Below are 14832 nucleotides of genomic sequence, written 5' to 3' on the forward strand. Positions count from 1 at the left end.
GACCAGACAGGTGGCCTCTTCACGAAACTCCTTGGTATACCGACCGTATGGAACTTTTACCATTGCTGACACCTCCGTTTTGTCAGATAACAAAAACATTGGTGTCCATTTTTTTCAACCTACCTCAGGTCGCGTCTGGTCTGGTCACGTTTACATTTAGCTTGCTGTTTCAATCGACTGTTATCTTCTGAAAAGGGGTGTAAGGTTAGTCGGTTGTTTTACCGGTTAAATCGGATTTAGAGAAAATTATTATCTCATTTCTATAATGTTATTGATTTGGGGTGCAACGAGTTTGTTCCCGATAATTATTTCCCCAGAGTACTCTCCCTCTTGCCCATCACTGGTATAAGCAGTAATGGTGAACCGGTATGTCAGCTGTGGGTCGAGTCCGCTTACGGTAAAGCGTGTTACGTTGCCCACGTCTATGGGAGAGTTCCCTTCTGGAAGTCCAGTACCGTCGTATGGCGGACCGGATTCGCCGGTTTTGTAATAGAGTTTGTATCCTGCCACTGGTTCAGGGTTGGGGCTCCAGATGAAGGTGACCGTATCGCCGGTGGGCTCGGTAATGGAAACCGTCATGGTGGCGGTGTTGGAGTCCTGGATGCCGTCATTCGCCTTGAAGGTAAAGGAATAGGACGTGTCCATGGTATCCGACAACAGTATGGTGAATTCCCCTGTTGCCGGATTGGTAAGGGTTACGGCGTTCAGGGGATCCGAGACGATGGTATAGGTCAGGGTATCGTTGTCTGCGTCTTCGGCTGTGAGGAAACCTGTAACCGACTGGCCTCGGGTTCCATTCATGGTGCCATTGTTTGCCACTGGTGGGGTGTTGGTCGTTGCAATGGTTACGGTAACAGTGGCCGTGTTCGAGGTTGTGGTGCCATCACTGACAGCGAATGTGAAGGAGTCTGTTCCGCTGGCATTCTGATTTGGCGTGTAGGTGAACGCACCGGTATTCTGGTCGGTTAGGGTTGCCGTGCCAAGGGATCCGTTGCTGACGATAGTGTACGCGAGCGGATCGTTTTCCGGGTCGCTGGCCTGGAGCTGGCCGTTGAGCGGAGTGTTTTCAGTTGTGCTCAGGGAGACATCGTAGGCTGTTGGCTGATCGTTTGTCGGCGTGATGGTGATCGAGACCGTTGCCGTGTTTGAGCTTGAGCTGCCATCGCTTACGGAATAGGTGAAGGAATCGGTGCCGTAAAAGTCCGGGTTTGGCGTGTAGATGAAGCTGCCGCTGGCACTGTCCGTAATGACAACAAGCCCATGCTGTACGTTGGACCGTAAGGTGTACGTTAAGGTTGTCGAGTCTACATCCGTGGCAGCCAGGCTTCCTGAAAGTACGGTGTCTTCTGTTCCTGAGATGGTGATATTTCCTGCTGTTGGCGGATCGTTCACCGAAGTGATGGAGATGGTGACAGAGGCCACGTTGGATGTACCGTTATCATCAATGGCGACGAACGTGAAGGTGTCGTTACCGTTAACGTTTGGACCCGGCGTATAGGTATAGCTTCCTGACGTTCCATCCAGGGCGACAGTCCCCAGGCTGGGAAGAGACTGTACCTGATAGGTTATTGGCAGTCCGGACGAGTTTGTAGCGGTGACTGTGCCGGTTATCGCCTGGTCTTCCAGGGTGTTGATAGAGCTGTCCTGGGCCACCGGTGGCTCTGCAGGTGGAGCAATGGTGGTGACTGGCTCAAGGATGACTTCCGGAGCATACGGGCCTTCATCGGTGCCGATATAGGCCGTAATGGTGAAATAATAGGTCGTGTTGTCGTCCAGGTTCGTGACTGTGTAGGTCGTTACATTGCCGACATCGATGGAGTTGGCATACGGGGGGCCAGAGGTTCCGGCGTTGTAATAGATGGTGTAGCCTTCCACCGGCTCGGGGTTCGCGGTCCAGGTGAACGTGGCATCCCGGGCAAAAGAAGGTATTGCCGAAAGGAGAAAGCACACCGAAGCGAAGAGCGTGATGAGTGTTATGAAGTGTTTTCTTTTGCCCATTATTCAGCCAGTGAGTTGGTATTCTTAGTTTTTATTGAGCAACAGAAGCTGGTAAAGTGCCGGCAGGATCCGAGTGGCCTTATACTGTTGTTCGGTCATGACCTGTACCCTGGCCGTGGCGGTGTCCTGCTTGCCGCTGTCGTCGGTGATGGTCAGCGTGATGGTATAGGTGCCTACAGCGCTGTAGGTATGACCTGCGACTGAGCCCGTTCCTGTCGAGCCGTCGCCAAAATTCCAGCTGTACTGGACAATGGTCCCTGTTGTTGCCGATGGGTTGGAACTGGTGGCATCAGCTGTAACATACAGCGGCGCCGTGCCTGTAGCACTGTCCAGTGAAATTATGGCTGTTGGCTCCGGGGCTGTCGGGCTGGTGTCGGTCGGGGCCGAAACAATGACCGGCAGGGTGGCACTGGCCGTTGCTCCGGCAGAGTCCTGAACTGTAAGTTCGGCGGTGTAGTTGCCTGCTGCCAGGTACACGTGTGAGACCTGGGCCCCTGTTGCTGTGGATCCGTCGCCGAAATTCCATACATAGCTCAGGGGATCGTTATCCGGGTCGGATGAGCCTGATCCGTCGAAACTGATGGTCAGTGGGCTGGTGCCAACGGTGGTGCTGGCGGATATTGCCACAACCGGTGGATTGTTGGGATTTGAGAGGTCGGCCACAGCAATTTGCACCGAGGTTGTCTGTATGGCGCCGGTATCGTCCTGTATGGTAAGGGAGACAGTGTATTCTCCTGCAGCAACAAAGGTGTGTTCTGTTACAGATTCGTAACTGGGAGCACTTCCGTCTCCGAAATTCCAGGTATACTTTATGATGCTTCCGCTACTGGTTGAGCCTGTGGCGTCAAAGGAGTAGGTGAAAGAGTTTTGGGTCTGCGCATACTGGATAGAGGGGATAAGCTCATCGCTGAAATATACTGTGAACGGTTGCGAGTGGGGGCTCTCTTCACCGGTGGTCGAGAAGGTGGTCATGGTGAAGAAGGTGCTGTTGTCGGCAACCTCGACGTCGCAGAACATGGATGTCGCAGTGGGATCGTTGATTTCACAGACATTGTTTCCTGCCGCGTCATACAGCCGATAGCCGGCGATGGCCACGTCAGAGTATTGCGCCGCAGTCCAGGTGATTTCAATATGACGTTGCACGGCCAGGGCCGGGCCCGTGAGCATCAGGCTGAAGAGTATGAGGAGCGGCAGGAGGAGTCTCATGTTATGTATAGGGAGTTGAAGTTGCAGAAAAGAGAATTTGTGTCACGCTGATTGTTAAGCAGGATTCGTGCCAGGATGTACCTTCCTGTGGCTGGTCCCGTTGTCAGCGGGTCCTCGGCTGCTGTCCGCAGGCGGCCTGAGACGAAGGCAGGAAGAGACATGTCATCTCCTGCTGGCTATCTGGGCTGTTGCTGTTCGGCCATGGCCCATTGAAGCCATGATAGTTGCTTGCCGGAAAAATCGTCTTTTTTTCTTTGGATGAATTTTTTCAGCAGGTCAGGGTTGTCAAAGGTTATGGAATAGTATCCGGACGAATAGGCGCCGCGTCCGAGAAGGGATGCCTTGCCGTTGTTTGCGAACTTCAGAACAAGTTCGTGGTTTTCATAGGAAGTGGCAGTGTCTGAACGGGTTATGTTGCCGTACTCTTCCATGGTTTTGTCATTATAATACTGCTGAATCAGGACAATAACGAGAATCAGGGCCGCGGTGGCCAGTACTCCGGCAATGCGGGTGGACGTTCGGTTGTTGAAAAGGTCTCTGATGGACCAGGGGACCAGTTTGGTAATCGAAGATTCTATGTCGCTGTGGGAAGCCAGAACGGGTTCCAGAACTTTGCCGGTGTATTTTTCTATGGTGGACACCGCCTCGCTGTCCGAGGGGTCGATCATGGCGATTTTGAGCGTGTTGTGTTCGCCGGTGGAGAGTGGTATCACATTGTATTTTCGGCAGAGATGTCTCGGCAGGATCTTTTTGACTTCTGGCGAGAACTCCTCCTCTACCTTGACGATGTCAAGGCCAAGCTGTTGCGCCAGGGCCGAATGAAGTTGTTCTTCCGAGATAATATTCATTTTGATCAGAAGATAACCCAGCCTGCGATTCCCTCCGGCCTGCAACTGCAGGGCTTTCTCCAGGTCTTCCTGTGTAAGGACTCCAGCAGAAAGAAGAAGTTCGCCAAGACGTTGTTTTGTCGCCATTGTGCACCTTCTGGTAAAGATATTTTTATTGATGTTGCTTCTATACTGATTATAGGCTGATGGAGAGTCCATTTGCAAGGCTGTATTTTCAGGTGTCTGATTGTATCTCGTTAGACCTGCAGGCAAATTGATCAGGGAAGAGATTGCATGACTGCTTCTAAAGTCTTGAGGAGGTGGGAATCACTGGTCTTTGCTTTTGCCTTGAGCAGATTTTGTTTGGCAAGAGTAACTTGTTTCTGCTTCAGCTGGATCATGGCCAGATGATAAAGAATCTGCGGATTATCCGGTTCACGGCCGGCGGCTTCTTCCAGGAGCCAGCCGGCCCGGACAGGCATGTTTTTTTTGTAATAAACCCAGCCCAGCGTATCTGAGATGGCCGCATTGTCTGAAAGACTGTCATAGGCCAGCGTTGCCAGTCGGAGAGTCTCGTCTAGGTTATCCGGTTGATGTTCAAGGTAGAGCCAGGCCAGGTTGTTGGCCAGCAGGGGGGAGTCCGGACTGCGGGACAGGGCTTCCTGAAGAAGGTCAATGGCTTTTTCAGGTTGACCGGTACTGGTATAGTACGATGCCAGCCTGATCTGTGCTTCCTCGAAGTTTTTAATACGGTTGATCGCCCGCAGGAGCACCTGCTCGAGTTTCCTTGAGTTTTGAGGGTACAGCTTAAAAAGTTGCAGGTATGTTTCTTTCATCTCTGGGTTTGTCTGCAGAGCCTGTTCGAAAGCGTTTACGGCTTCTTTCTTGTTGCCGGAGGATAACAGGGTGAGGCCGTAGATATGGTACAGGTAGGGTGTGGCCCCGGTTTGGGACAGGGCCTGTCTGAGATATTGTTGGGCTTCTTCCTGGCGGCCCTGCTGGCAGAGAATTCGGGTGTAGAGGAGAGTGGCATCTGCCAGGTCAGGTTGTTTGCCAATCAACTCCTGGAGGAGTGCCAGAGCCTCCTGTGATTTGCCGATGGCCGAAGAAATGATGCTTGTATAGTACAAGGGGGCGATCAGCTTCGGGTCAAGCAGAAAGGCCCTGTTAAATCCCGTAAGGGCGTCATTGTATTGTTTCCGCGCCAGCTGGATATTGCCCTGGATCTGGAAGGCCCGGGCATTTTCCGGTTCCCGCTCCTGGATGCGCTGCACATGCTCAAGGGCCAGGTCGTACTCTCCGGTTTTGTAATAATAATCAGCAAGGGTCAACTCGGCGGCGGTGAAATAGGAGTTCTGGGTCAATGATGTGATCAGGCTCTTCTGGCCCAGGTTGTTCTGGCCGCTGGCCAGGTGCGCAAGGGCCAGCAGGTAGTGGGCAATCGGCAGGCGCGGCTCTTTTTCCAGGGCCAGTTCCAGCTGGGAGGCTGCAACCAGGTGCTCTCCGGTATTCAGGTAGTATTTGCCCTTTAACAGCAGAAAGTCCACGTCCTGGTTTTCTGCCGGCGAGAGTGTGTCCAGCAGGCTCTTGGCCTGGTCAAACTGTTCGTCCAGGAGCAGGCTTTCCAGTTCCATTTTCTTGTAGAAACGGTTCTCGGGGGCTTGTTCCATCAGCGTTTTGTAGATGGACGCGGCCTTGGCATAGTCGCCAGACTCCAGATACAGTTCAGCCCGTTGGACCTGGAGGTTCTGGTTGTTCGGAGCCTGGTCCAGGGCTTGCTGTAAAAAACGATCAGCCTTTTCCCGCTCTCCTGTCAACAGCCAGTAGTTGCCCATCTGCAGGAGGATTCCCGGTGATTTCGGCTGCTGAGCGGCCAACTGTTCATAGATGGCGGCCGCTTCTGCGGTTTTATTCTGGCCCAGGAGGATAATGGCCAGTCGGGCCAGGGCCATCTGATTGTCCGGATCAAGGGCCAGGGCTTTCCGGTATTCTTCGGTGGCAGGGAGGTAACGTTCCTGGGCCGCAAGCAGGTCCCCGTGGAGGACCAGGTTGGCCGCCGAATCGGGGAACGTTGTCAGTTTCTCCCAACTGGTGCGCGCTCCGTCTACATCGAAAATCTGAAGTTGTATTTTCAGGATGGCACGCAGTGTCTCTTGCGAGTCCGGGTGCCGGGAGAGGTGTTTCTGGAAAGCCTGCAGGGCCTCGGGGTATTGGCCGCTCAGTTCGTATGTTTTTGCGAGGTTGTAATAAATATTCGGGGCGTCCGGGTTCAGGGAGAGCAGTTCATTCCAGGTGGCAATGGCCTGGGAATACTGTTTGGCGGCCAGGTACTGTTGTGCCTGGCTGTTGAGCCGTTGGTAGCGCTTTTCCGGCGACTCACTGCAGGATGCGCAGGCCAAAGCTGTTCCGATCAGCAATACGAGGAAAGGAATTTGGGCAAAATACAAGTTGCCATTCCTTGCACGGAAAGAGTCAAAAACAACTGAAATCGTATGTTGGAACTGTCGAACCAGCGAGTGTCTCACGATCTGGAACCAAAGATGATATTGAGAAAAAATAGGCAGATGAGTCCGATAGCAAGGGACAGGACCTTGTGGGAGAGGGCAAAGTCAAAGAGTTTGAAAGGCAGGTCCAGGATCCAGGGGAGGGTGACATCTCCTGGTCCGCCGTAGGATATTTTTTCAGTTGGGCGGGAATGGTCAGGAGCCGGTGGTCTGTTCGTTTGTGACGACGAATAAGAGGGGCCAGGTCGTCCATAGGTTCCCTGCGTATTGACAGGTGGCAGGCCCGGTGGGCTACTGTTGGTGAGCATGGTTTGCAGTTCATGGAAGGACGCTATGGTGTTTCTGTTGTTCGGTGTTGGACCGGGGCCGGGTCGGACCGGCTTAGCCCCGGTCGATCCTGACCCCTGGATGGTTGCCAGCCGTTGCCGGAGTTTTCCAACTTCCCATGCCAGGCTATTTTGCTGTGCCAGAGTGTTTTTGATAGCCTGTATCCGCTGTTTGTCGACGGATGCGCTGGTCATGAGGTCAATCATGCCGGACTGATACGAGCTGCCGAGCAACACCTTGGCTCGTTTCTGGATTTTTGCATATTCATCCAGGAGTTTTTTGATGCGCAGGTTGGCATAGAGAAAATTGGCAAAGGGGTCCTGGCTCACGGTCAACGGATTCCTGAACAGGGAAAAGACAGGCATGTTGCTTTCGATCATGTCGGCAGGAACAAAGTTGTCCGAAGCTGGCAGCAGGATCGGTGGCGAGATCGTTTTTTCTGCAAAGAGGTTCAGGTTATCCTGCACAGTATAGGCAACCTGTTTTGTGCGGGCAGGAGCGTTTTCACGCAGCAATGCCGGGCTGTTCTCGGCCGGATCCAGGTAGTAGCCCCAGGCTGGCGGCAGTAATGCGGATAATGAGCAGGCGCAGGCGAGGCTCATGAAAAGGAAGATGCGGAGTATCAGCACGGTATGAGTGGGGTGAGATTGTGTCGGCAATGATTGCTGAGTCGGGAGCCGTTGTCGGCATTATGCTATATGGCAGCACAGCTATACTGTATCGCTGTGAAAATATAAATGACTATTTTATCTGCAAAGATGACCTGGAGCAAGGGGTATTTTTGTCCAGGTTATGGGTCCTGGAGTAAGATACAGCAAACAAGTCCGTGACGGTTCTCTGTGCCAGTTTCCGGGGCAAACGGGCATGGTGGAGGGCGAGACTCAGGCTGCAGCAGGAAAAGGTCACAGCCAGCAGAGACAGGGGGCGGTCCGCGCGGGAACTGCCCCCTTGGCGGTGTGGTGCAGTTATTTTTCTACGGTTATTTCATCCTGAATCTTACTGATGGTTTTTTCACCAATGCCTTTGACCTTGGTGAGTTCCTTGATGGTTTTGAAATTGCCTTTTTCCTGTCGATACTTGATGATAGCCTCTGCCTTTACCATTCCGATACCAGGAAGAGTGGCCAGTTCTCTGGCGTCGGCGGTGTTGATGTTGACCTTGGCAAAGGCGGCGGTGGCCAGGAAAAGCAGCAGGACGAGGGCAAGAGAGATTTTTTTCATGGAGACCTCCGTGGTGAAAAATGGTACATGAGATAGGTTGGATGGTGTTAGTGTATGGGCGTGGCATTTGAGGTGTCAAGGTGTAAAAAGTATACAAAATTGAAGTGTTATGGTTTTCCGTTGTCCTGCAATGAGTTTCGGTGAAAGTCCTTTCAGAAAAAATTTTGGGGCCATGGTATGGCTTCTTTTTATTCTATATCAGGAGGCCATCTCCTCAGGACAGGGTCATAGTTGAACGGCTTTGCCATAAGATAACGTGCTCGTTAACGTGAACGTGCACGACGGTCCCGCAGTCTCTCCGCGGAAATCGTGGATGCAGGGTAACGGGAGTCGGTGCGTTGCTGGTTCTGTGTTTCTTTCGGGCGGAGAACACGCCCGGAGAGCAGCGTCCTTCCGCCTGATGCAGCCATGGTATATCGTTTACGTGTACGTTCACGAGCACGGGCATGAGTAGAGTACCTCTGTAATTATGTCCTGTGAGCTTAACTCGTGCCTGTCCATAAACGGTCTTTTCGTCCGATCTCTGCGTCATGCTAAAAAAATAATACTTGGAATATCATGTATATGTCTGCCTTATTTTTTTCGCATTCCTTGATCTCGAACGAAAATCTTCGTTTCTGGACAGGCACTAACTCAATAACCGGCCCCTTCGGGCTCGGATTTTTACTATTCAGAAAATAGCAGGTAGTAGAGTAGGGATATGCAGAAAAACAACACAAGTGAATATTCCGAGACCCTTGTCGTGCATTTCCGGCGGGCCGAGATGCTGCGCCAGGAAGCGGTGGGGCTGGTCTCCCTGGATTTGAATATCCGGCAGTTATGTGATCTGGAGCAACTGCTCAACCGGGCCTATTATCCCCTGTCAGGATATCTGGGCCGGGCTGATTACGAGAGTGTGCTTGAGAAAATGCGCCTTGCCGACGGCACGGTCTGGCCGATACCTGTCTGTCTGGACGTGTCCGGCGAATTTGCTGAAAAACTGCAGACAGGTCAGCGACTGGCGCTCAATGACCAGGAGGGGTTTCTGCTGGCCCTACTCACCGTTGAGGAAATATGGAGTCCGGACAAGCGGGCAGAGGCCCTGGCTGTGTACGGGACAGATGATCCGGCCGCCCATCCCGGTGTCAAGGCCCTCTACGAGCAGGTGGGAGAATACTATGTTGCCGGGTCGGTGGAAGGCGTGACCCTGCCCATTCATTATGATTTTCGTGATCTCCGGTTGACGCCCTCGGAGACGCACCGTCGTTTTACCCAGTACGGCTGGCGACGGGTGCTTGGCTTCCACACCAGGGAATACCTGCACTGCGCCCACCGGGAAATGGTCCTGGCGGCGGCCCGGGAAGCGGGAGCCTCTATTTTTCTCCATCCTGTGGTGGGGCTTGAGCATCCCGGTAACATGGAGCATTACACCCATGTCCACTGTTACCAGGAGTTTGTGAAGCATTTTCCCAACAACATGATCATGCTGGGGATAACCCCGCTCGCCGAACGGTTTGCCGGGCCCCGTGAGGCCCTCTGGCACGCCCTGATCCGCCGGAACTACGGTTGCAGCCATTTCATGGTCGCGGAAGACCATGGTGATCCCTTTGCCTGTACCGGGCAGGAGCTGTTCTATCCCCGCCACGCAGCCCAGGAGCTGGTGGATTCCTTCAGTGAGGAATGTGGCATCAGGATGGTTCCGCAGCGACAGATGGGCTACGTGGAGGAGAAGGCGCAGTACGTGTTTCTGGACCAGGTCCAGAATGAAACGGTCAAGAACATCACCTCCGAGGAATTGAAGCGGCGCCTGGAATGGGGGCTGGAGATTCCGGACTGGTTCTCCTATCCGGAGGTGGTAAGGGAACTTAAGCGTGCTTTTCCGCCCCGCTCCAAACAGGGGTTCACTATTTTCCTCACCGGGCTCTCCGGCTCGGGAAAATCAACCATTGCCAAGGTTCTCATGGTGCGGTTCATGGAGATGCGCGATCGGCCGGTGACCCTGCTTGACGGTGACATTGTCCGGAAAAACCTCTCCTCGGAGCTGAGCTTTAGTAAGGAGCACCGAAACCTCAACGTGACCCGCATCGGGTTTGTAGCCTCTGAGATTACCAAGAACGGTGGAATAGCCCTGTGTGCGCCCATCGCTCCCTATGAGGAATCCCGCCAGGCAAACCGTGAGCTGATCAGTCGCTATGGCGGCTATATCGAGGTCTATGTCGCCACTCCACTGGAGGTGTGTGAGCAGCGGGACCGCAAGGGGTTGTACGCCAAGGCCCGGGCCGGGCTGGTCAAGGGGGTTACTGGCGTCTCAGATCCCTATATCCCGCCTTCCGATCCAGAAATTATCATCGACACCACCCGGCTGACTCCTGCCGAAGCCGTGCAGGAAATTTTTCTCTATCTCGAGGAGCAGGGGTACATCAGGTAGTTTCGTGCAGGTCAGAAACAGACACTGGCTGGTTCTTTTTCTTGTTTTTTTCGGTATTCCATTTTTTTTCTGGGGCGGACCGGGATACCATGCCGCCCGTTCCTTTAAAGCAGCCTGGGATCTCGGCCATACACTTTTCTTCGGTTGTTTTTCCTGGCTCGTCTTTCAGTATTATCAGGTCCGGGGAAAATCGTGCTGTGGCCTGCGGCTGTTCGTGGGCGTCTTTGTTGTTGTTCTGATGCTCGGGATCGGGGTCGAGTTTCTGCAGCAGGGTATAACCGGCCGCAATCCAGATCCCTGTGATGTCTTGCGCAATCAGCTCGGATGCCTGGTGGCCTATGTTTTTTTCTGCTGTCGGAAGGCAAGGTATCTTGCCCTGCTGCGTGCCTGTGTACTGCTCATGCTGCTGATCGCCGCCTGGCCCTTTTGCCGGGCGCTGATCGACGAGCTGATCGCCAGAAAACAGTTCCCTGTCCTTGCCGATTTCGAGACTCCGTTTGAACTTGCAAGATGGCGCGAGGGGAGGCAGCTTGCCTTTGATCGAACCCTGGTCCGCCACGGCAAAAAGTCCATGCGGGTCCAGCTCAGCACGGCCATGTACTCGGGAACAGCTCTTTTCTACTTTCCCCATGACTGGCGCGGATACCGCTGGCTCTCCTTGAGCGTGTACAATCCAGAGCCAGGGCCTGTCACCCTTCACTGCCGGATCCACGACCGGTGGCACCGTAAATCCGGCCAGGCTTTCTCTGACCGCTTTTACGATAAATTTATCCTCCATCCTGGATGGAATGACCTGCGGATCAGCCTGGAGAAGGTCCGGTTTGCTCCGGCGGAACGCGAAATGGACATGCAGTATATCGAAAGTTTTGGTATATTTGTGATTCGACGTGCAAAACCAATGGTGCTCCATGTTGATCATGTTTATCTTTCCAACTGAGATGCCGTGAGATTCTATCGTCCTCACTCCTTTTTCGCCCTCCTGCTGACCGGCTTTGTCTTTGTCTCCCTGCCGCTCTTGACCGCTCTGTACAGTTCGGTGCAGGTTATGGATGATTTGGTGCAGCAGTCCGCATTTGCCGTCTATCGTTCCGTGGATCGCGTTTCCAACAGTCGGCACCTCGTTGAACTTCTCCTTGACCAGGAGCGCAAGGCCAGGCTGTACAACGTGCTGGGTGAGCCATCCCTGCTTGACGAGGTCAACCAGGTGCATGAGCAGGTGTCAGATATCCTGGAGCATTTTTTCATGGGCTGTGAGGATGCCGGGCTCCAGGAAAAGCTGGAGAGGTTGCGGGCCATGGAGCAGTACCAGGTGGCGGTGCTCAACCGGATGACCTCGGGCCCGGAACTGCGAAAGAAGGAACAGGAACAGGTACTGGCCAGGTACCGTGACCTCAATGCCCTGGCCCTTGACGTGGCCCATGCCAGCAACCAGCTGATGATCTCGGAGGTTGACGCGCTCAAGGAAAAGGTGAGGGATAACAAGCAGATGTTGGCCTGGCAGACTTCCGGCCTCATTGGTTTTTCTCTCCTGCTTATCGCCCTGTTCGTGGTCCTGATCTCCAAGCCGGTGGCCCAGATAGACCGGGGTATCGAACAACTCGGTGATGGTGATTTTCAGACCCCCATCCACGTTTCCGGGCCCAGGGATCTGGAGGTCCTGGGACAGAAACTGGACTGGCTTCGCAAGCGGTTGGCCAAGCTGGATCGGGAAAAGATCAAGCTGGTGGCCCATATCTCCCACGAACTCAAGACCCCTCTTTCCTCGATCAAGGAGGGGGCCGGTCTGCTTAAGGAGGAGGTGGTCGGCGCCATGAACAGCCGTCAGCAGGATGTGGTCAGGATTCTGGATAAAAATTGTACCAAGCTGCAGAAGCTCATCGAGAATATCCTTGATTTCAACATGGCCCAGGCAAGAAAAATTCCCCTGGAGAAAAAACCGGTGCGTCTTGATGAAGTGATAGATGAGGTGGTTGCCGATCAGCGCAACTCCATACTTGCCCGCAGGATCAAGCTCAATGTCCAGGTCTTCAGGGCTGTGGTTTCCGGGGATCGTACCCAGTTGAAGACCATTTTCGACAACCTGCTCTCTAATGCGATAAAGTTTGTTGCCGATGAGGGAGAGATTTCCATCTGGATGCATCAGGAAGATTATAAGGTCACGGTTATGGTCGAAGATAATGGTCCAGGTATCCGTGATCAGGAACGGTCCCGCATCTTTTCGCCTTTTTATCAGGGTAAGAGTGCGAAAAGTACGGTTGTCAAGGGCTCTGGCCTCGGACTTGCTATTACTAAAGAATACGTGCAGAACCACGGCGGCACAATCCGCCTGCTGTCCTCCCGCCAGGGGGCGAAGTTTGCCGTGATCCTGCCGCTGACCTCATAAAGGAATAACCTGTGAAATCAATGAGTATCTGTCTTCTTTTGGCCTTTTTTCTCGTCGGTTGTGCTGAGCTGGGGGTTCGGGGGAACGTATCTGCCGGAAAATCGGTGCCGGCGGTGGTGTTTCAGTCCACCGATGCCAGTTATATCCTTGCCTGTATGGAGGAGTTGCAGGGAATTAAAAAGAGTGAGTTCAGCCGCTATTTCAAGACGCTGTCTGCTGGTATCGACCAGCGGCCCGACGAGGACAAACTCCGTCTGATCTGTTTGAGCCTGAATCCAAAGGCCAGTTACAAACAGTTCCGGATGGGGGTCACGGTTTTGCAGAGCTATATCGAGTCTCATCCCGGGAACCGCGCTGATCTTAAAGGGTTGCTGGCGCTGGCGGGTCGCCTTGACCAGGCCAAGATCCAGCGCTGGTCTGGAAGGAAAAAGCTCAAGGAAGAAAAAAAGAACCTGGAGCAGAAAATCGATGAATTAAACAATGAGTTGCAGCAGCGCGAGGTACGAATTCACGAGTTACAGCAGCAGATCGAACAGCTGAAAAATATTGAGAACATCATAAAGAACAGGGAACATTCAGCAGTGGGGAAAGGTAGTTATGATTGACGGGCACACAATTTTACTGGTGGATGACGAGGCCGATCTGCTCAGTCTCTGGAAGCTTCGGCTGGAGAGTCATGGTTTTCAGGTGGAAACCGCGCTCAGCGGGGAAGAAGCGCTGGCCAAGATGTCGATCATCAATCCGCACCTGGTGATAACCGATCTGCGGATGCCCGGAATCGACGGACTGGCCCTGTTTGAGGCGGTGCGCGAGCGCAACCGCAGTGTGCCGGTGATCATCATCACCGCCCACGGTTCCATCCCCGAGGCCGTCGAAGCCACCAGGCAGGGCGTGTTCTCCTTTCTCACCAAGCCCATCGACGGCAAGGACCTGATTGAAGAAGCGGCCCGGGCCATCCGCCTGTCTGCCGGCGGAGTCAGGTCCGAGGAGGATGAGGAAGAGTGGCGCTCGGGCATCATCGGCAAGAGCGCGGTCATGGAGGAGCTTCTCTCCCGGGCAAGGCTGGTGGCAGAGACCGACGCCACGGTCCTGATCCGGGGCGAAAGCGGGACCGGCAAAGAGTTGCTTGCCATTGCCATCCATCGGGCAAGTTCCCGTAAAGACAGCCCTTTTATACCGGTGAACTGCACTGCCATTCCCGAATCCCTGCTAGAGTCCGAGCTGTTTGGCCATGTCAAGGGGTCGTTCACCGGCGCTACCAGGAGCTATGCCGGGCTGTTTCTTTCTGCCGACAAGGGAACGCTTTTCCTCGATGAAATTGGCGATATGCCGCTGCACCTGCAGGTCAAACTGCTGCGGGTCCTGCAGGAGCGCCAGGTACGGCCGGTGGGGTCCACCAAGCCTGTGCCGGTGGATGTGCGCATCATCTCCGCCACCCATAGAAACCTGGAAGAGGCCATTGAGAAAAAACAGTTCCGTGAAGATCTGTTCTATCGCCTCAACGTGGTTGGCCTGGAGCTGCCTCCCCTGCACGAGCGCAAAGAGGATATTCCCGTGCTGGCTGAATACTTTATCGATCAACTTTCCAGAAACGGCGAAAAGAAGGTCAAGGGATTCACCCCGGACGCCATGCAGACCCTGCTCGATGCGGCCTGGCCGGGCAATGTGCGGCAACTCTACAATGTCATCGAGCATGCAGTGGCCCTGGCCACCTCGCCGCTTATCTCCGAAGACCTGCTCCATGACGCAATCAAGCAGCACCAGAAAAAGATCCTGCCCCTGGCCGAGGCCCGCCGCCGGTTCGAGCAGCAGTACCTGGTTCAGCTCCTGCAGACCACCCGGGGCAATGTTTCCCAGGCTGCCCGTATCGCCCACCGTAACCGGACCGATTTCTACAAGCTTCTTAACAGGCACCATATAGTGCCGTCTCTGTTCAAGTCCTGAGCCAGCCGGCCCGCGG

11 protein-coding genes are annotated in these 14832 nt (G+C 54.0%); 5 read left to right on the forward strand and 6 right to left on the reverse strand.

Annotated elements, in window-relative coordinates; all coding sequences use genetic code 11:
• Positions 1-249: 249 nt before the first annotated feature.
• The 6 genes from ACXJJY_RS05825 to ACXJJY_RS05850 all read right to left on the reverse strand — a co-directional run bounded on the left by ACXJJY_RS05825 (position 250) and on the right by ACXJJY_RS05850 (position 8082).
• The gene (locus ACXJJY_RS05825) at positions 250-1998 is read right to left on the reverse strand and encodes a fibronectin type III domain-containing protein (protein ID WP_456385932.1); all 1749 of its coding nucleotides are present in this window, start codon (positions 1996-1998) and stop codon (positions 250-252) included.
• A gap of 24 nt (positions 1999-2022) precedes the next feature.
• Entirely contained in the window at positions 2023-3204 is a 1182-nt protein-coding gene (locus tag ACXJJY_RS05830; RefSeq protein ID WP_456385933.1) for a PKD domain-containing protein, read from the reverse strand.
• A 176-nt stretch (positions 3205-3380) separates the two neighbouring features.
• Positions 3381-4178: a cyclic di-GMP-binding domain-containing protein, MshE-related gene (locus tag ACXJJY_RS05835; RefSeq protein WP_456385934.1), complete on the reverse strand. Its 798-nt coding sequence runs from the start codon at positions 4176-4178 to the stop codon at positions 3381-3383.
• 131 nt (positions 4179-4309) lie between these two features.
• Complete coding sequence (locus ACXJJY_RS05840; protein WP_456385935.1) at positions 4310-6478, reverse strand: tetratricopeptide repeat protein; 2169 nt, start codon at positions 6476-6478, stop codon at positions 4310-4312.
• 74 nt (positions 6479-6552) lie between these two features.
• The gene (locus ACXJJY_RS05845; protein WP_456385936.1) at positions 6553-7464 is read right to left on the reverse strand and encodes a hypothetical protein; all 912 of its coding nucleotides are present in this window, start codon (positions 7462-7464) and stop codon (positions 6553-6555) included.
• Positions 7465-7827: 363 nt separating this feature from the next.
• Positions 7828-8082: a ComEA family DNA-binding protein gene (locus ACXJJY_RS05850; RefSeq protein ID WP_456385937.1), complete on the reverse strand. Its 255-nt coding sequence runs from the start codon at positions 8080-8082 to the stop codon at positions 7828-7830.
• A 700-nt stretch (positions 8083-8782) separates the two neighbouring features.
• On the opposite strand from ACXJJY_RS05850, the gene ACXJJY_RS05855 reads away from it, so the two are divergent.
• From ACXJJY_RS05855 to ACXJJY_RS05875, 5 genes are read left to right on the forward strand one after another with little or no spacing between them, the layout of a single operon-like run.
• Entirely contained in the window at positions 8783-10489 is a 1707-nt protein-coding gene (locus ACXJJY_RS05855; RefSeq protein WP_456385938.1) for a bifunctional sulfate adenylyltransferase/adenylylsulfate kinase, read from the forward strand.
• A 4-nt stretch (positions 10490-10493) separates the two neighbouring features.
• Positions 10494-11426 carry a VanZ family protein gene (locus tag ACXJJY_RS05860; protein WP_456385939.1) on the forward strand — a complete coding sequence of 311 codons (933 nt, stop codon included), beginning with the start codon at positions 10494-10496 and terminating at the stop codon, positions 11424-11426.
• A 6-nt stretch (positions 11427-11432) separates the two neighbouring features.
• Positions 11433-12872, forward strand: coding sequence for a sensor histidine kinase (locus ACXJJY_RS05865; protein WP_456385940.1), 1440 nt, complete (start codon positions 11433-11435; stop codon positions 12870-12872).
• A gap of 11 nt (positions 12873-12883) precedes the next feature.
• A complete protein-coding gene (locus tag ACXJJY_RS05870) occupies positions 12884-13477 on the forward strand; it encodes a hypothetical protein (protein WP_456385941.1) in 594 nt (197 codons plus the stop codon).
• Positions 13470-14816, forward strand: coding sequence for a sigma 54-interacting transcriptional regulator (locus ACXJJY_RS05875; protein WP_456385942.1), 1347 nt, complete (start codon positions 13470-13472; stop codon positions 14814-14816). Before ACXJJY_RS05870 ends, ACXJJY_RS05875 begins: the two co-directional genes overlap by 8 nt.
• The last annotated feature ends 16 nt before the right edge of the window (positions 14817-14832 follow it).

Source organism: Desulfolithobacter sp., from assembly GCF_054025815.1.

What these genes read in the sequence shown, in the direction of transcription:
- ACXJJY_RS05825 (WP_456385932.1), bottom strand. Translation starts at nt 1,998, where the DNA reads ATGGGCAAAAGAAAACACTTCATAACACTCATCACGCTCTTCGCTTCG.
- ACXJJY_RS05830 (WP_456385933.1), bottom strand. Translation starts at nt 3,204, where the DNA reads ATGAGACTCCTCCTGCCGCTCCTCATACTCTTCAGCCTGATGCTCACG.
- ACXJJY_RS05835 (WP_456385934.1), bottom strand. Translation starts at nt 4,178, where the DNA reads ATGGCGACAAAACAACGTCTTGGCGAACTTCTTCTTTCTGCTGGAGTC.
- ACXJJY_RS05845 (WP_456385936.1), bottom strand. Translation starts at nt 7,464, where the DNA reads ATGAGCCTCGCCTGCGCCTGCTCATTATCCGCATTACTGCCGCCAGCC.
- ACXJJY_RS05850 (WP_456385937.1), bottom strand. Translation starts at nt 8,082, where the DNA reads ATGAAAAAAATCTCTCTTGCCCTCGTCCTGCTGCTTTTCCTGGCCACC.
- ACXJJY_RS05855 (WP_456385938.1), top strand. Translation starts at nt 8,783, where the DNA reads ATGCAGAAAAACAACACAAGTGAATATTCCGAGACCCTTGTCGTGCAT.
- ACXJJY_RS05875 (WP_456385942.1), top strand. Translation starts at nt 13,470, where the DNA reads ATGATTGACGGGCACACAATTTTACTGGTGGATGACGAGGCCGATCTG.